The organism is Rhizobium sp. 32-5/1 (assembly GCF_029537235.1).
Lineage (GTDB): Bacteria > Pseudomonadota > Alphaproteobacteria > Rhizobiales > Rhizobiaceae > Pararhizobium.
Genome location: NZ_CP120638.1, coordinates 2,425,369 through 2,444,412, shown reverse-complemented (window position 1 = coordinate 2,444,412; position 19,044 = coordinate 2,425,369). Strand labels below are relative to the sequence as shown.

Below are 19,044 nucleotides of genomic sequence, written 5' to 3'. Positions count from 1 at the left end.
GCACAACTGAAGTTTTATGCGCAGCCATGCCGCATACCCCATGCGATTGTTAAAGCACTCCGGCAGCCGAGCCGGACCCCGAAAGCCTCCTGGCGGCCAAGCCGCAACCGGAAAAATGGAAAACACGATGAAATGGGTTCACACACTTCTCGCCGCCGCAGCATTCGCGCAGATTGTCTCCGCAGGCAGCGCTTTTGCCGGTGAAAACCTCGAGGCCGTCAAATCGGCCGGCGTTCTGAAGATCGGCACGGAAGGCACCTATGCCCCCTTCACCTATCACGACGAAAGCGGCGCCCTGGTCGGCTTCGACGTCGAGATCGGTCAGGAAGTGGCCAAGCGTCTCGGCGTGAAAGCCGAATTCCTCGAGGGCAAGTGGGACGGGTTGATCGCCGGCCTAGACGCCAACAGATACGATGCCGTGATCAATCAGGTCGGCATCACCGAGGAGCGCAAGAAGAAGTATGACTTCTCCGAGCCCTATATCGCCTCCAAGGCCGTGCTGATCGTCAAGGCGGACAACAGCGAAATAAAGGATTTTCCGGACCTGAAGGACAAGAAGGCGGCCCAGTCGCTGTCGAGCAATTTCGGCAAGATCGCTACCGATGCGGGTGCCGAGCTTATCGGAACAGACGGCTTCGACCAGTCGATCCAGCTGGTGCTGACCGGGCGTGCCGATGCCACCATCAATGACAGCCTGTCCTTCCTCGATTTCAAGAAGCACAAGCCCGACGCGCCGGTAAAGATCGCCGCCGAACAGCCTAACGCCGATTATTCCGGCATCATCATCCGCAAGGAAGAACCGGAACTGCTCGAGGCCATCAACAAGGCGCTGGCGGAGATCAAGGCCGACGGCACCTACGATACGATCTCGCAGAAATATTTCGGCGCTGACGTTTCGAAGTAAAGCAACGCCCCGACCAAGCCGAACCAGTTTCACGGCTCCCGCGACTGCCCTATAAGAATTGATCCGTTCCGGCTACCCGGGGCGGATCATTCCCGTTTCGAAAGGCCCTCCCGTGCCCCCATGGCTGCAACTCATGCTGGATTCGCTCCAGCCCCTGCTCTGGGCAGGGCTCGTCTTCACGATCCCGCTGACGCTGTTGTCTTTCACGCTCGGCCTCGCGCTCGGGCTCCTGGTCGCGATCACGCGGTTGTTCGGGCCGAAGCCGCTGGTCGCACTGGTGCGCTTCTATGTCTGGGTGATCCGCGGCACGCCGCTGCTCGTCCAGCTCTTCGTCATTTTCTACGGCCTGCCGAGCCTCGGCATCCTGCTCGATGCCTTCCCGGCCGCGCTGATCGGCTTCACGCTGAATATCGGCGCCTATACCTCCGAAATCATCCGTGCCGTCATTTCCTCGGTGCCGCGTGGCCAGTGGGAGGCGGCCTATTCGATCGGCATGAGTTGGGGTCAGGCGATGCGCCGTACCGTGCTGCCGCAAGCGGCGCGTGTTGCGGTTCCGCCATTGTCCAATACCTTCATATCGCTGGTCAAGGACACCTCGCTCGCCGCTGCCATCACAGTGCCGGAGCTTTTTCAGGCAGCCCAGCGGATCGTGGCGACAACCTATGAACCCCTGATCCTCTATATCGAGGCGGCGCTGATCTATCTGGCACTTTCCTCTGTTCTGTCTGCACTGCAAGTGCGGCTGGAGCGCCGTTTTGCCCGCTATGGCGGCTTCCTGGAGGCGCGCACATGATAGAGCTGACCCATATCGAAAAGCGCTTCGGCGACAATATCGTGCTCAAGGACATCAGTGTCACGATCGCGGAACGAACGGTCACCGCTCTCGTCGGCCCCTCCGGCGGCGGCAAGAGCACGCTCCTGCGCTGCATCAACCTGCTGGAGACGCCGACATCAGGCACCATCCGGCTGGGCGAGGAAAAGATCACATTCGCACCAGACAAAAAGACCGGCTGGGCCGAAATCCAGCGCCTGCGCCGCCAGACCGGCATGGTCTTCCAGAATTTCCAGCTGTTTCCGCACCAGACGGCGATCGAGAACGTGATGGAGGGGCTTGTCACGGTCCTGAAATGGCCGAAGGGAAAGGCAAAGGCACGCGCCCTGGAGCTTCTGGAGAAAGTCGGCATGGCGCACAAGGCGGACGCCTGGCCGGCAACGCTCTCCGGTGGCCAGCAACAGCGCGTCGCGATTGCCCGGGCCCTTGCCCCTCGCCGCGGGTTTTGCTCTGCGACGAGCCAACCTCGGCGCTCGATCCCGAACTTGCGGAAGAGGTCGTCGAAGTGCTGAACCGGCTGGCGGGCGAAGGCACGACGATGATCATGGCGACACATGATTTGCGGCTGGCTTCAAAAGTCGCCGATCAGGTGCTGTTTCTCGACGGCGGCCTGATCGTCGAAAGCGGCGCACCCCGGAATATTTTCCAGACGCCGGAGCGCGAGCGGACGAAGAAGTTCATTTCGTCCCTCAGTGCAGGGAACAGCTACGATATTTGAACATGAAAATGGCCGGAAACCCGGCCATTTTCAGTAATATAAGGCTCTGTTCAGGCCCCGTAGACGATCAGCAGATCCTTGGCATCGATCTGGTCGCCGGTTTTGACCAGGACCTCGGCGATGGTGCCATCCTTTTCCGCATGCAGCGCCGTTTCCATCTTCATCGCCTCGATCGACAGGAGCACATCGCCCGATTTGACCGACTGGCCGGCCGTGACGGCCACGGTCGAGATGACGCCCGGCATCGGGGCGCCGAGATGAGCGGCGTTGCCGGCCTCTGCCTTGCGGCGGATCGCGCTGGAGGCGCCACGGTTGCGGTCCGGGACCTTGATCGGACGCGGCTGGCCGTTGATTTCGAAGAAGACCTTGACCATGCCCTTTTCATCGACTTCCGCCTGCGCCTGGTTGAGCACGACCAGCGTCTTGCCCTTCTCGATATCGGCAAACAGTTCCTCGCCGGAAGCAAGGCCGTAGAAATAGGCCGGTGTCGGCAGGACGGACACCGGACCATAGGTATCGGCCGCCAGCGCATAGTCGGTGAAGACCTTCGGATACATCAGATAGGAGGCGAATTCGAAATCGCTGACCTCGCGCTCGATTTTCGTTTCGATATCCTTGCGCTCGGCATCGAGATCGGCCGCCTTCAGAAGCGAACCGGGGCGAACCGTATAGGGTTTCTCCCCTTCAGCGCCTTCTTCTGCAGCCCTTCCGGCCATCCGCCCGGAGGCTGGCCGAGATCACCCTTGAGCATCGAGACGACCGATTCCGGGAAAGCGATGTCCTTGGCCGGGTTTTCGACGTCGGCCACGGTCAAATCCTGGGAAACCATCATCAGCGCCATGTCGCCGACGACCTTGGAGGACGGCGTCACCTTAACGATGTCGCCGAACATCTGGTTGGCGTCGGCATAGGTCTGGGCGACCTGATGCCAGCGGGTTTCCAGCCCGAGCGAACGGGCCTGTTCCTTGAGGTTGGTGAACTGGCCGCCGGGCATCTCATGCAGGTAGACTTCGGATGCCGGACCCTTGAGGTCGCTTTCGAAGGCGGCATACTGGTGGCGCACGGCTTCCCAGTAGAAGGAGATGCGGCGGATCCACTCCGGGTCGAGATCCGGATCGCGCTCGGTGCCCCGCAGGGCCTCGACGATCGAGCCGAGGCAGGGTTGCGAAGTATTGCCCGACAGCGAGATCCATCGCCGCGTCGACAATGTCGGCGCCGGATTCGACGGCCGCAAGCACGGTGGCCGCGGCAATACCCGAGGTATCGTGCGTGTGGAAATGGATCGGCAGGTCGGTTGCCTCGCGCAGCGCCTTGAACAGCACGCGGGCGGCAGCCGGCTTCAACAGCCCCGCCATGTCCTTGACGGCAATGATGTGAGCGCCGGCCTTGTCAAGTTCGGCGGCAAGGTCGGTGTAGTATTTCAGGTCGTATTTCGGACGGGCCGAATTGAGGATATCGCCGGTATAGCAGATCGCCGCTTCGCAGATCTTGTTCTCCTCGGCCACGGCATCCATCGAGACGCGCATGTTCTCGACCCAGTTGAGGCAATCGAACACGCGGAAGACATCGATGCCGCCCTTGGCCGCCTGGCGGACGAAGTATTTCACGACATTGTCGGGATAGTTCTTGTAGCCGACGCCGTTGGCGCCACGCAGCAGCATCTGCAGCAGAAGATTTGGCGCATCCTCGCGGATTTTGGCGAGACGCTCCCAGGGATCTTCCGTGAGGAAGCGCATGGAGACGTCGAAGGTCGCGCCGCCCCAGCATTCGAGCGAGAACAGGTTCGGCAGGGCGCGGGCATAGGTGCCGGCAATGCGGGCGATGTCATAGGTCCGCATGCGCGTCGCCAGAAGCGACTGGTGGCCGTCGCGCATCGTCGTATCCGTGATCAGGATGCGGTTCTGCGCCCGCACCCATTCGCCGAATTTCTTCGGGCCGAGCTCATCGAGCTTCTGCTTGGTGCCGGGCTTGATGTCGCCGGGCGTGAACGGCACAACCGGCTCCGCGATTTCCTTCGACGGCTTCGGCCGACCCTTGGCTTCCGGATGGCCGTTGACGGTCACGTCGGCGAGATAGGTGAGCAGCTTGGTGGCACGGTCCTGGCGCTTGACCTGCTGGAACAGCTCCGGCGTCGTGTCGATGAAGCGCGTCGTGTAGGTGTTGTCCCTGAACTTCTCGTGCGTGATGATCGCCTCAAGGAAGGTCAGGTTGGTGGCCACGCCGCGAATGCGGAACTCGCGCAGCGCCCGGTGCATGCGCGCGATCGTCTCCTGCGGACTCGGCGACCAGGCGGTCACCTTTTCCAGGAGTGGATCATAGAAGCGGGTGATGACCGCGCCGGAATAGGCCGTGCCGCCATCAAGACGGATGCCGAAACCGGTGGCGCCGCGATAGGCGGTGATGCGGCCGTAATCGGGAATGAAGTTCTGCTCCGGATCTTCCGTGGTGATGCGGCACTGCAGCGCGTGACCGTTGAGCCGAATATCTTCCTGTTTCGGCACACCGGATTCCGGCGTGCCGATGGCAAAGCCGTCGAGGATATGGATCTGCGCCTTGACGATATCGATGCCGGTGACGACTTCGGTGACGGTATGCTCGACCTGGATGCGCGGATTGACTTCGATGAAGTAAAATTTGCCGGTGTCCATATCCATAAGATATTCGACCGTGCCGGCGCCGATATAGTTGGTCGCCTTGGCGATACGCGTCGAATAGCTGGCCAGTTCCTGGCGCTGCTCTTCGCTAAGATAGGGAGCCGGAGCACGCTCTACAACCTTCTGGTTGCGGCGCTGCACCGAACAATCGCGCTCGAACAGATGCACGACATTGCCGTGCGTATCGCCCAGAACCTGGCTTTCGACATGGCGGGCGCGCTCCACCAGCTTTTCCAAATAGACCTCGTCCTTGCCGAAGGCGGCCATCGCTTCACGCTTGGCTTCCGTCACCTCGCGTGACAGATCCTTCGGATCGCGAATGGCGCGCATGCCGCGCCCCCTCCGCCCCACGAAGCCTTGAGCATGATGGGGTAGCCGATCTCCTCAGCCATCTTGGCGACCACCGTCATGTCGTCGGGAAGCGGCTCGGTTGCAGGCACGACCGGAACACCGATCTCGATGGCTAGATTGCGCGCAGCCACCTTGTTGCCAAGTCTTCGCATCGTATCGCCGGTCGGGCCGATGAAGGTGATACCGGCCGCCTTGCAAGCATCGACGAATTCGGGGCTTTCCGACAAAAGACCGTAACCCGGATGAATAGCATCGGCGCCGGACAGCTTGGCGACCCGGATTACCTCCTCGATCGAAAGATAGCTCTCGATCGGCCCCAGATCGCGCGAAAGATGCGGGCCGCGCCCGACCTGATAACTCTCGTCCGCCTTGAAGCGATGGAGCGCCAGCTTGTCCTCCTCAGCCCAGATCGCAACCGTTTTTATGCCCAGTTCGTTTGCAGCGCGAAAAACGCGGATGGCAATTTCGGACCGGTTGGCGACAAGGATTTTCGAAATGGGCAAGTCGGACTCCTCAAGACTTGAAACACGGAAATGCTGCACCGCGATATGAAGTATTAGCGCCTCATTGACGGAAGTTCAATTTGAGAGTTGAGCCTCGCGCAAAGATTTGTCGGCTCAGGAAATCAGCCCCAATCGAAAGGCCAGCGCCACGACATGATGACGGTTCTTGGCTTTGAGCTTTTCCTGGATGCCGTTCATGTACCAATCGACCGTGTGGTTGGAAATGTCGAGAATTCGGCTTATTTCGTGAGAGGTCATCCCGTCGGCCAGATAGTTGAGCGCTTCCATTTCACGCCGCGTCATCTGCACATCGACGCTCGATACCAATTCAGCTAGGATAGCCGGGTCGGTCAGTTCGAGCAGCTTCCAGAAGATCTTCTTGGCGATACTGTCGAACAAGGCCATTTCGACGGAACTCAGATCAACTACGCGTCCGCCGATCGTCAGATTGCCCATCAGCCCCCGCCTGCCATGGACAGGGAAAATATAGCCGTCATGCAGCTTGTGGCCTCTTGCCTCGACCATCATGCGCTCCATGCGCTTTCGGTGCGGGTCGGAACGGAAGGCAACCAACGTATCGCGCCAGCGGAAGCCACGCTGCGCGTGGCCGAGGTAGCGGATCGTCGGATCGATGATCACATATTTCTTGCTGATGTAAATTTCAGGCCAGCCTTCCGGCCAGCGCCCGGCCAAAAGCAGGCTCAGCGGATCTTCATTGGGCTTGGGCTGACGTACGATCCCGTAGAAATCGAAGCCATAGCGGTCAAGTACCCGTTCAAACTCCGCAACGATCTCGTTGCGGGTTTTCATTTCGTCCATCAGTGCCATGAACTGCACCAGCAATGAAATATTCACGAAGTCCCCTTCCCCGGTCTGATTCCGCACGCCCTGGATCACTGTGCGCCGCAACATAAACGGTCCGTTCAGGGGCCATTCATGTTGCACCAGCGATAATCCGAGATGAAGTACAGGATCGCATGATCATCGCAGCGAAAAACCGCGATGCCAGAAAAATAGCAGACTATGGATAATTCCGCCAAGCCGTGACGACAGATTTGTCACGAAGCGGAACGAGCCGGCAGCCAGCATCTTTCGACGCACCAACAGTCGTTGTTGCATGTTTCAAGCCAACCTGGCTACGGCAGGAAGAAATTTGAGCGCATTTAGAGACCGTCGACGACAGACCAAGGAAAACAAAAAACTTAGACTGATTCCGGACCTTTAGTCGCTCTCAGATACTTTTGCCGCCATTAAAAATCCCGCGTTGCAGCCCAAGGCAACGCAAACTCAGATGCCCAAGAGGGATAAGACAGTGTCATTGTTCCAAGTTTACACAAGAGCCCTTCAGTATCTCGCCATTCACAAGCTCCGGGTTTCGGCGATTGTCATGGCAAACGTCGTTCTGGCGGTAATCACCATCGCCGAGCCGATCCTTTTCGGACGGATCATCGATGCTATTTCATCCAAGGAAACCGTCACCCCGATGCTCCTGATGTGGGCTGGCCTCGGCGTCTTCAACACGATCGCCTTTGTGTTGGTCGCCCGTGAAGCCGACCGTCTGGCGCATACCCGCCGCTCGACCCTGATCACAGAGGCCTTTGGCCGCATCATCTCCATGCCGTTGTCCTGGCACACCCAACGTGGCACGTCGAATGCGCTTCATACACTGCTTCGCGCCTGCGAAACGCTGTTCGGCCTCTGGCTTGAATTCATGCGTCAGCATCTGGCGACTGCGGTTGCCCTGACTTTGCTGATCCCGACCGCCTTTGCCATGGACGTTCGCCTGTCGCTGGTTCTCGTCGTGCTCGGCATTCTCTATGTCGTCATCGGCAAGGTCGTCATGACCCGCACCAAGGAAGGCCAGGCCTCGGTCGAAGGTCATTACCACACCGTGTTTTCGCATGTGTCGGACTCGATCAGCAACGTTTCGGTGGTGCATAGCTACAACCGTATCGAAGCCGAAACGCGCGAACTGAAGAATTTCACGCAGAAACTGATCTCCGCCCAGCTCCCGGTTCTCGACTGGTGGGCGCTGGCCAGCGCGCTGAACCGCATGGCCTCGACAATTTCGATGATGGCCATTCTCGTCATCGGTACGGTCCTCGTCCAGAAGGGCGAACTGCGCATCGGCGACGTCATCGCGTTCATCGGCTTTGCCGGTCTTCTCATCGGTCGCCTCGACCAGATGAAGGCCTTCGTCACGCAGATTTTCGAAGCCCGTGCCAAGCTGGAAGACTTCTTCGTTCTCGAGGACTCTGTTCGTGAACGCGAAGAGCCCGCCGATGCCGGCGATCTCGGCGACGTGCACGGCGAAGTCGAATTCCGTGATGTGTCCTTCGACTTTGCCAATGGTGCACCAGGCATGCGCAATGTCTCGTTTACAGCGAAGGCTGGTCAGACGATCGCCATCGTTGGCCCGACCGGCGCCGGCAAGACGACACTGGTCAACCTTCTGCAGCGCGTGCATGAGCCGATGTCCGGCAAGATCCTTGTCGATGGTGTCGATATCTCGAAGGTGACGCGTAAATCGCTACGCCGCTCGATCGCCACGGTCTTCCAGGATGCCGGCCTGCTTAACCGCTCGATCTGCGACAATATCCGCCTTGGCCGCGAGAATGCCTCGATCGACGACGTCGTCGAAGCAGCCCAGGCCGCGGCGGCCAACGACTTCATCGAGACGCGTCAGAACGGGTATGACACACCGGTCGGCGAGCGCGGCAACCGCTTGTCCGGCGGCGAGCGCCAGCGTATCGCCATTGCCCGGGCGATCCTCAAGAACGCACCGATCCTGGTGCTTGACGAGGCCACCAGCGCGCTAGACGTCGAGACAGAGAACCGCGTGAAGGTCGCCATCGACAACCTGCGCAAGGACCGCACGACTTTCATTATCGCGCACCGCCTGTCGACCGTGCGGGAAGCGGATCTGGTGATCTTCATGGACCACGGCCGGATCGTCGAGATGGGCGGCTTCAACGAACTCAGCCACAGCAACGGCCGCTTTGCCGCCCTGCTGCGCGCCAGTGGTATTCTCACGGACGACGATGTCCGTCGCAGCCACACAGCAGCAGCCTGATCCCCAGGGTCAGTTCCGGAACCAACAAGACCGGCCCTGTTTTTACAGGGCCGGTTTTTTGTTGCCTGGATCAAGCGGGAATTGCCCCTTGTCGCGAGAGACCAGAGAGCCAGTCGAGATAATAGGCATAGGCAAAGTGCAGACCGATACCGATCAGCACCAAAAGCGTACCCCAGAGCGGGCTCTTGCCCGTGACGAACAGGATGACCTGCGCCACCATGGCAAGGATCGTCCCGAAGATGAAGACGGCCAATGAATGACGCCCGACCACGACAAGGGGATGATCGAGCCGCAGCCGCGTCATCCGGCTGAACACCGGTAGCACCGCCAGCAGATAGGCAAGTGCCACGACATGCAAAAGCCGCGTGGTCGACAGGAAGGTCTTGTCGAAACCCGTCAGCACTGCGGGCAAGCCATAGGAAAAGTCGATATTCCACCAGGACAGTATGACCCATAGAAATGACAGCCCGACATAAAAAGCCGACAGGGCGAGAAGCAGCGGATGGCGCGGGATCGCGCCGCCCCGCTGCACATGCGTCATGGCAACCAGCCCGATTACAAACAGGAACTGCCAGGACCAGGGATTGAGAAACCAGTAGCCTTCATCGAGGAAATTCGACGGGACGATCATGAAGATGCCGGCGACTAGCCAGAGGGTCGCTGAAACCGCAAGCAATAGCCCGCCGCCCAGCCGCAGAAGCCAGAGCATGCCCGGCAGGAGCAGAAAGACCACGGCATACATGGACAGGATGTTATTGTAGCCGAGCTGATGCCCGAGCAACACCATGGCAACGAACCCCTGCTCGGTATGGTCGACCATCGGCCGGATGTTGATTTCGCCGATCAGGTCCTGCCGCCCGAAATAGAGCGCACCACCGGCAAAGATGGCGAGGGTGACGATACTCGTCATGATATGCGCGACATAAAGCGCAAATGCCCGCCGCCAGATTTTCAGCGTCATCGCAAGGCGTCGCCCGTCGATAAATTTCCGGCCATAGGCGAGCCCCGCGGAAAGACCGGAGATCAGCACGAAGGCCTCCGCCGAATCGGAGAAACCGAAATTCTTGGACGTCAGATATTCGAGATATTGGCCCGGCACGTGATTGATGAAAATCATCAGCAGGCAAAGGGCGCGATAAACATCAAGGCGCGTATCGCGCAGGGCAGGGACAACCGAAGACGGTTGCGTTGCGCCCGGATCGGCGGGGATCGCCCGTTGTGGAATCTGGAGCATTCGGGTTCTGGGGTCTCTCGTTCATGGTTCAGAGCCCCTGCCCCATGACCTAACATCTACCCGCACCGTCCTGCCCTGAAACGCAAAAAGCCGGCTTGTCCTTTCGGGACGAAGCCGGCTTCCGTTTTGGATCAACGCGGCTAGGGTAGCAAAACCCCTTCATGCGCGTTTTTTGTGACAGTATTATTGATGCTGACGATCGGTTCGCCACTTTTCGCATCGCGGGTCACAGAAATCTCGTGCACGCGGCCAGCGATCTTAAGCTCGGCCTTGAACCCGTTCCATTCCTGCGGCATGACAGGCCGGACGATCAGACGATCCCCTTCCCAGGTAATGCCCAAGATGCCTTCGACTGCTGCCCTGTAGAGCCAGGCCGCAGAGCCGGTATACCAGGTCCAGCCGCCGCGCCCTGTCAGGGGGCCTTCGCCATAGATATCGGCAGCCACCACATACGGTTCGACGCGGTAATGCTCGGCAGCCTCGCGGTCGAGTGCGTGGTTGACCGGGTTGAGCATCTGGAAGGCTTTCCAGGCATCGTCGCCGCGCCCGAGTTTCGCCAGCGCCAGCACGACCCAGGTGGCCGCATGGGTATACTGACCGCCGTTTTCGCGCACGCCGGGTGGATAGCCCTTGATATAGCCGGGATCCTGCTCGGTATCGGACAAGGGCGGCGTGAACAGACGGACGATCTGGTGTTCCGGATCGGCAAGCTCCGCCATCACGGCATCCATGGCCTGGCCCGAGCGCTCGGGCTGGCCTTCGCCGGACAGCACGCTCCAGGATTGGGCAATGGAATCGATCCGGCAGACATCGTTTTCTGCGGAACCAAGCGCCGTTCCATTGTCGTAATAGCCCCGGCGATAATAATCGCCGTCCCAGCCTGCGGTTTCCAGCGCAGCCTTGAGGATCTCCAGATGGTTTTCCCAGGCTTTGACCCGGGCCTCGTCGCCGCGCTCACGCACGAAGGGCAGGAAGGCCCGGAGTGCAGACGCCAGGAACCAGCCCAGCCAGACGCTGGTACCACGGCCCTCGATTCCGACGCGGTTCATGCCGTCGTTCCAGTCGCCGCCCAGCATCAGCGGCAGGCCGTTTTCACCCTTGCGGGCAATGGCCAGATCAAGCGCACGAACGCAATGCTCGTAGAGATCGGCCCGCGTCTCCGAGACCTTCGGCTGGAAGAAGCTGTCATGCTGACCCTCTTCCAGCGCCGGGCCTTCGATGAAGGCGATCTGCTCTTTCAGGATGTCGGTGTTGCCGGTGACCGAGCAATAGTGCTCGACGGCATGGGCAAGCCAGACGACGTCGTCGGAAATCAACGTGCGGACGCCGGAACCGTTACCCGGCAGCCACCAATGCAGCACGTCGCCCTCGGCAAATTGTCGCGCCGCAGCGTTGAGTATCTGTGCGCGCGCCAGATCCGGACGGTGGACGATGAAGGCCAGTGTATCCTGCAACTGGTCGCGGAAGCCATAGGCTCCGCTGGCCTGATAGAAGGCCGACCGCGCCAGGATGCGGCATCCGAGGCTCTGATAGGGAAGCCAGGCATTGACCATAGTATCGAAGGCCTTGTCCGGCGTCTCGACCTGCAGCACACCGGTGAAATCGTCCCAGAAGGCTGTCGAGGCTGCAACGATTTCCGCAAACACTGTCTCGCGCGCCGACTTTACAAGTTCGACCGCCTGTCCAGCATTATCTGCATCGCCGATGAAGAAGGTTACGTCCCGAGTTTCGCCCGGCTTCAGGGCGATATCGAAAGCCAGCGCTGCGCAGGAATCGCCATCCGGATCGACGGCGCCTGACAGCGCCGTGCCATCGATGACGGCCTGCGGTGCGTAGAGGCTTCCGCCGCGCCCGAGGAATTCGCGGCGGCTCGTGGTGAAATCGGGTGCCTCGACGCTGACTGCCAGAAACGCAGCCCGACCGGAATAGTCGATGCTGTAGGGGTTGAAGGCGAGAAGCGCGCCGGTTTCCTCATCCCGTTGCGACAGGACGAAGGGTGCGGTTTTTGCGCGATTGTTGCCGAGAACCCATTCGATATAGCCGTAAAGTTTGAGTTTACGGGTGTCGTTTCCGGTATTCGTCAGCGAGAGCTTGACATGCTTGACCGGTGCCTGACGATCGACGGTCTGCGTCGCTTCGATGGCAATCCCCTCCTGCGTGCTGCTGAAGGTCGAGTAACCGAGGCCGTGATGCGTTTCGAACACCACGGATTTCCGGCGCGACAGGCTGCCATAGGGCGTCAGCACCGCACCACTCTGCGTATCACGGATGAAGATCGCCTCGCCGGGGCGGTTGATCACGGGATCGTTGGTCCATGATGTCAGCTGGTAATCACGGGAATTCCGGCTCCAGATGAAACCGGCCCCTTCCGCCGCCACATGGAAGCCGAAGGTCTCGTTGGAGATCACGTTGATCCAGGGCTGCGGCGTTGCCTCCCTGCCGCGCAAGCGCGTGACATATTCGCGACCGCCGGGTGCAAAGCCGCCAAAGCCATTCCAGAAGTCGAGGCCATCGCCCGAAACCTCGGCATGCGAACCTTCCGCGATAGACATCACGGGAAGCAAAGGCTGCTCGCCATCGGCTTTTTCGATGACCGGCGTCGAGAACAGCGCTTCCGCCCGGGTGAGCTGGTCGGAAATCTTGCCGTTGCGGGCGTGGAAGACGGCCCGCGATGCGGCCAGAAGCGCCGACCATGTTTGCGGTTCCATAAGATCGCGGCGCACCGCGAAGATATGCTGACGCGGACCGTCGGAGAGGCCGCGCAGGCGCAGGTTTTCGCACATGGAATCCAGCGTATGCTGCATATCCTGCGCATAGGACGAGGCGCGCTCGTTGATGATCACCAGATCGGCGGTGACGCCACGGGCGCGCAGATATTCCTGGGCGCGGAGCGCTTCGCGGGCAATGCCGAGATCGACATCGTCGTTGATGCGGATGGCGAAGATGGGGAAGTCGCCGGAGATGGCCAGCGGCCAGAGCGCCGATTGCGGGCCAAGTCCCGCCTGCACCGTCGCCGTATCGGCCCGAAGCTGCATGTCGGGATAGACGAGGTATCGGCCGAGCATCTGGAAACTGGCCGCTTCCTGCGAGGTGATGCCGACATGGCGCATCTGCACCTGACTGCGGGTCCAGGCGTGGATCAGTTCATGGTTGAAACTGTCAGGATGGCGGTAGCGCTCAACCGCGCGGTCGATGTCCTCGCGGCCGGGGGCCGCGATCGTCCAGAAGATCACACTGACCTTCTTTCCGGCGGGAACCCGGACGACCCGACGCAGCGAAACGATCGGATCAAGCGTATAGCCATCCGTTCCCGAGAGTTTGGCCTCGGCATCGAAAGCCTGCGCTTCGGCAAGCGTGCGGCCGCTGCCGATGAACCGGCGGCGATCGGTTTCGGCTTCGGTGTGCCGCGTGCTGCCGGCATTATCGGCAATCAGGTGCGCGACCTGCATGTCCGGCTCGCCGGGGCTGCGCTTGTTGCGCGTGACGCGGATGACGTCGCCCTTCGGGTCGATTTCCGTATGAAGGAACATCTTGGAAAACAGCGGATGGGCGGTATCCGTATCATCCGTCGTCAAGACCGGTTCGGCATAGGAGGTCACCTCGATGAAGCGATCTTCGGTGCCGGTGTTGAGCAGGATGACCCGGCGACCCTCGGCATCATGTTCGGTGGCGACGATGCATTCGACTTCGCTGGTGAGATCACCGACCGTCTTGATGAATTCTGCCTTGTCGTCTCCGAAACGGGCTAGCGCCTTTTCGCCCTCGGCGCGGCGTGGTTCTGCCGTTGCCGACCACCAGGCACCGGTTGCCGTATCCCGCAGGAAGATGAACGTGCCGGTACGATCCTCGGTCGGATCGGCTTTCCAGCGCGTCACCGTCTGGCCGTTCCAGCGGGCATAGCCCGCTCCGGTCGCCGTCAGCATCACCGAATAATGGCCGTTCGACAGAAACACCGTCTCGCGGTCCTTGACGAGCGGATTGACCACCGTACGGACTTCCGGCCGCAAGAGATCGGCCTGTCCCTTGCCGAGAGATTCCGGCTCGCGCTTGGCGTTGATGACCGGAATGTCGCGCGGCGCTTTTTCCTGGAGCAGCAGTTCCGCTGCCTCGATCACCGGATCGGCATGGAACCACGCGCGCAGGCGTCCGTTGAAGACGACATTGGCGACGGCTGCGATCGACATGCCGTGATGGTGGGCATAATAGTTGCGCACCACGGCGCAGGTCTTGCCCTCCGGCACGCGTGTCGGGGTGAAGTCCACCGCATCATGATAGCCATAGGCACCGAGCGCGCCCACGTCCCGCAGCCGCTCCAGATTGGCGAGCGCCGCTTTCGGATCGTACATGCTGGCGAGGATCGACGCATAAGGCGCGATGACGGCGTTCTGGCCAAGTCCACGCTTAAGGCCGAGCGTCGGCACCCCGAAGTTGGTGTACTGATAGGTCAATTCATGGTCGCGGGCGTTGAAGGCCGCTTCCGAAATCCCCCACGGCGTACCGAGCCGGCGACCGTGATTGATCTGCTCCTGAACGATCAGATTGTTGGTCTGGTTGAGGATGCCGCCCTGCCGTTCCTGCATGACCAGCGGCGGCATCAGATATTCGAACATCGAGCCGGACCACGAGACCAGTGCGCCGCGTGCGCCGATCGGCACGATCGGACGGCCAAGCTTGTACCAATGCTCCGTCGGCAGGTCGCCCTTGGCGATGGCGAACAGGCTGGTGAGGCGGGCTTCCGACGCCAGAAGGTCGTAGCAGGCCTCGTCAAGCTCGTTGGTGCTGACCCTGTAGCCGATCGACAACAGACGCCGCTCCGACCGGAACAGGAAGCTGAAATCCATCGAGAAGGCGAGGTCGCGTGCCCGATCGCGAATGACGATGAGCCGCTGGCGGAGCGTTTCGATGGCGCCGAGATCAAAGACGCTATCGGAAATATGCGCCTCGCAGGTATTGACCAGAGCCGCGGCCCATTTAGTCACTTCGCCGCTTTGCGTATTCTTGACTTCATGGTCGAGATTGACCGTCAGCTTATGGATATCGCGGGCGAGGACCGCCAGATTGATGACGCGGATCGAGGCGAATTCAGGCTCGCGCTTGACGGCGGCCAGCGCGTTCTGGAAGCCGACGATACGCTCTTCCATCAAGCGCCGCAGCGGCCGCACGGTCTTGCGGTCGTCGGGCAGGTCTGCCAGCACTTCGGACAGGATGGCGGCAACGTCGCCGATACCGTCGAGGCTGCCCTGAACATGGGCCGAGGGCGCCTCCGCCCATTCGCGACACATGGAGGACACGGCGATCAGATGGCCGGCAAGATTGCCGCTGTCGACCGCAGACACATAGCGCGGCTCCATCAGTTCGAGCGTGTCGGTCTTGTACCAATTATAGAGATGGCCGCGGAACTTCGGCATCCGGTCGATGGTCGCCACCGTCTGCTCGAGACGGTTGATCGTCTCCTCAAAGCCGATCCAGCCGAAATCGCGGGCCGACATGACGGAGAGCAGGTAAACGCCAATATTGGTGGGAGACGTCCGCTCGGCGAGGATCGGATGCGGGATTTCCTGGAAGTTGTCCGGCGGCAGGAAATTCTGGCTCTTGTCAACGAACTGCTCGAAATAACGCCAGGTCCGACGCGCGATCTTGCGGAAGTCGTCGACAACCTCTTCCGACACGACCAGCTGGTCTTCGGTCTCGGCCGACTGGCTGACGAACCAGGCAATTGCCGGCGAAAGTACCCAGAGCAGCGCGAAGGGCACGCCGATGAAGGGCAGGCCGGTTTCGGAAATCGCGGCAAGCGCCAGCGAAACGACGGCAAGCACCGGCGCAATCCACATCGACCTGTAATAATCGAGGATGGTGCCGCCTGCCGAACTCTGGACTTGGGCTGCAGTGCGCCATTCCAGCATCAGCTTGCCGCTGACGAAGGTGCGGTAGATGGAACGCACGATCGCATCCAGCATCATCGCTGCCGAATGGGCGATGAAAACGATGCGAAGCGCGACTTGCGCATTCGAAGCCTGGATTTCCGACAGGACGGCATGTAGATGGGCGCGCGCGACAATGTCATTGCGGCGTGGCATAAGGCCATTGATCAGCGACAGGGTCGGAGCGACGAACAGGCTGAAGATCAGCACGGCCTGCCAGATGAGCGCCTGAGTCGGCTCCATATAGTACCAGCCCATGACCGAGGCGAGGAGCCAGGCGGCAGGGATCAGCGAGCGGCGAAGGTTGTCGTACATCTTCCAACGGCCGAGCATCGAGACGCCATTCGCCAGGTTGAACATGTAGGGAAGCAACTGCCAGTCGCCACGCGCCCAGCGGTGCTGGCGCGACATTTCCACCTCGTAGCGGGTCGGAAAGTCCTCGACCAGCTCTACATCGCTGACAAGCGCGCAACGCGCCAGGGACCCTTCAAGCAAATCGTGGCTGAGAACGGCATTTTCCTCGATCTTGCCCTTCAGCGCCGCCTCGAAGGCGTCGACATGATAGAGGCCTTTGCCGGTGAATGTGCCTTCGCCGGCAATGTCCTGATAAACGTCTGACACTGTGAAGACGTAAGGGTCGATTCCGCGATTGATCGAGAAGATACGCTGGAAGGCCGAGGCATTGCTGCCGGTGGTCAGAGACGGTGTCACGCGGGGCTGCAGAATGCCGTAGCCGGCCGTGACCTGCTGCGTTTCCGGATCAACGACCGGGCGGTTGATCGGGTGATAGAGCTTGCCGACGAGCTTGGTCACCGCATCGCGCATCAAGCGCGTGTCGGCATCCAGCGTCATGACATATTGCACGTTCGCAGGTACCATATCGGCACCCGGCAGATAGCTTGTATCGCGGTCGCCACGCAGCAGAAGATTGAGTTCGTGCAACTTGCCGCGCTTGCGCTCCCAGCCCATCCAGGCGCCTTCGGCCTCGTTGTAAAGCCGGCGGCGGTGGAGAAGATAAAAGCGTGTCCGGCCATCATGGGCATAACGCGCAGACAGCGCCTCGATCTCATGCTTGGCATAGTCAAGCACGTCGAGATCGGTTGCCGTTTCTTCGAACTTGCTGTCGGCCCAGTCGCTGAGAAGGGCGAAATAAACTTCGCCACGCGGATTTGCGAGATAGTGGACTTCCAGATTGCGCACGAGTTCATCGACATGATCGCGCTTGGAGATGAGACAGGGAACGACAACAAGCGTACGGGCGTCCTCTGGAACGCCTTCGAGAAATTCGTAGCCGACAAGGCGCGACGGGGGCACGAACAGTGTGACCAGCGTATTGAACAACCCGGCGGCGCCTTCCGAAGCCGGCAGGGCGAACAAGAGCAGCATGATCAGCTTGGCGCCGCTTGGAATGTCCATCGGACTGACGAACACATAGACGGCGATCATCGCCAGAACCGTCAGGATGATGTTCGGACCGGCAATTGCCAGCCAATCGAGCTTGCGGCTGGCGCGGATGACCGACTGGAGGAAAGACGGACGATAGCCGATCTTTTCCTCGAGAATGCGGCGCTGCTTGCCAACTAGGAAACCGCCGACATTCGGCTCATGCGAGGCGATGTTGGCGGCCCGGGGCTCCAGCGGCTCCTTGACCATGGCAAGGGCGGTCTTGGTGACATCAAGCTCTGAATTTCCCGAGCGTCGCGCCAGTTTTTCGATGGTGTTGCGATACTTGTTGCGCGAACCGAAATCCAATGCGGCATAATCCGAGCCGTCTCGTAGCACCGCATCGACCTTGCTGACGCTTTCGAACCACACAGCCCAGTCGTTGTCGTCGATTTCGCGCAGGCTGCGCACGATGTTGCTCATCGTGGCATTGCCTGATGACAGCCGGTTCTGTTCGGCAACCAACGCATCCTCGACGTCGCTGCCGCGTTTTTCCAGCTGCGCCTCAAGCCAGGTGATGACCGCACCAGATGTCTGCGAGCCGTCCCGCAGGCGATAGAGAAGCTGCGCCACGAAAGTATTGTCGGAAGACAGCGGCTCAACATCGGCGAGAAGCGCCTGGACCTTGTCGGCCTCGCTCAGCCGGATGATCTGGTCGGCGACCTCGTTGGCCTTTTGCCGCATGCTGCGCGAGCGGTCGACCCGGATGGCGATACGGCGCAGGTTTTCGATGAGGACGAAACGGAGAATGGACGGCAGGGCCCAGAGCTCACCGATCTTCAGCGTTTCGTGGTTCTGGAAGCCGGTGACCATGGCCGTCAGGCTTTCGCGCGAAACCGTGGAATGGGTATGCGCGACATAGAGCCAGGCCAACGCCATCGTCCGAGGAATCGTCGTGCCGTTGACGTCAATGGTTGGCAGTTGACGGTAGAATTTGCGCGGAAAATCGCGACGGACTTCCTGGATCGATTCCTCAACGAGATAGTGGTTGTCGAGCAGCCATTCCGCCGCCGGCGTAATCGACGCACCAGCCTCGACATCGGCCGCTGTCACCTTATAGACGCGGAAAATCTCGTTTTCGTTTTCCTTATGACGCGCCCTGAATTCGAACGGGAAGAATCCCGGAAGCGCCGACACCCCTTCACGCGCAAGCTTGGCGCCGCTCTCATGCAGTTCGTCGATGGTGAAATAGGTCGAACGAATCGAGTCATTATAATCGATTTGCTTCGATTCCGGCTCGCGCGGTGGTGTGGACGGCTTGTTATGAAGGGGCATGGGTGCGGGTTCTGGATCCAACGGGTGTTGTTTTGCCCGGCTCGCATCGGCTTGCCGGATGGGCTTGGGCCCTTGACTTAGACTTTTCTCAGCCATGGTTCTAACCACCCTTTATGCTGGTGCAAAGGAAACGGCA

General features: G+C 60.3%; 6 protein-coding genes and 2 pseudogenes. 4 read left to right on the top strand and 4 right to left on the bottom strand.

Features of this window, described 5'->3' with window-relative positions; genetic code table 11:
- Nucleotides 1-127: 127 nt before the first annotated feature.
- The 3 genes and pseudogenes from P6U16_RS12435 to P6U16_RS12425 all read left to right on the top strand — a co-directional run bounded on the left by P6U16_RS12435 (nucleotide 128) and on the right by P6U16_RS12425 (nucleotide 2,454).
- A complete protein-coding gene (locus tag P6U16_RS12435) occupies nucleotides 128-904 on the top strand; it encodes an amino acid ABC transporter substrate-binding protein (RefSeq protein ID WP_277700849.1) in 777 nt (258 codons plus the stop codon).
- Between the two features lie 112 nt (nucleotides 905-1,016).
- Entirely contained in the window at nucleotides 1,017-1,697 is a 681-nt protein-coding gene (locus tag P6U16_RS12430) for an amino acid ABC transporter permease (RefSeq protein ID WP_277700848.1), read from the top strand.
- Nucleotides 1,694-2,454, top strand: a pseudogene (locus P6U16_RS12425) (amino acid ABC transporter ATP-binding protein). Before P6U16_RS12430 ends, P6U16_RS12425 begins: the two are co-directional and overlap by 4 nt.
- A 50-nt stretch (nucleotides 2,455-2,504) precedes the next feature.
- Here P6U16_RS12425 and pyc read toward each other — a convergent pair.
- Both pyc and P6U16_RS12415 read right to left on the bottom strand, forming a co-directional pair.
- Nucleotides 2,505-5,962: pseudogene (pyc, locus tag P6U16_RS12420) on the bottom strand (pyruvate carboxylase).
- 114 nt (nucleotides 5,963-6,076) lie between these two features.
- Nucleotides 6,077-6,817, bottom strand: a complete 741-nt coding sequence (locus P6U16_RS12415) for a LuxR family transcriptional regulator (RefSeq protein WP_277700847.1) — start codon at nucleotides 6,815-6,817, stop codon at nucleotides 6,077-6,079.
- A 457-nt stretch (nucleotides 6,818-7,274) separates the two neighbouring features.
- On the opposite strand from P6U16_RS12415, the gene P6U16_RS12410 reads away from it, so the two are divergent.
- Nucleotides 7,275-9,035 (top strand): glucan ABC transporter ATP-binding protein/ permease, encoded by a 1,761-nt coding sequence (locus P6U16_RS12410; RefSeq protein WP_277700846.1) that lies wholly within the window; start codon nucleotides 7,275-7,277, stop codon nucleotides 9,033-9,035.
- Between the two features lie 70 nt (nucleotides 9,036-9,105).
- Here the strand turns inward: P6U16_RS12410 and opgC are convergent, their stop codons facing one another.
- A complete protein-coding gene (gene opgC / locus P6U16_RS12405; protein ID WP_277700845.1) occupies nucleotides 9,106-10,269 on the bottom strand; it encodes an OpgC domain-containing protein in 1,164 nt (387 codons plus the stop codon).
- Nucleotides 10,270-10,409: 140 nt separating this feature from the next.
- Nucleotides 10,410-19,004 (bottom strand): glucoamylase family protein, encoded by an 8,595-nt coding sequence (locus P6U16_RS12400; RefSeq protein ID WP_277700844.1) that lies wholly within the window; start codon nucleotides 19,002-19,004, stop codon nucleotides 10,410-10,412.
- Nucleotides 19,005-19,044: the final 40 nt, after the last annotated feature.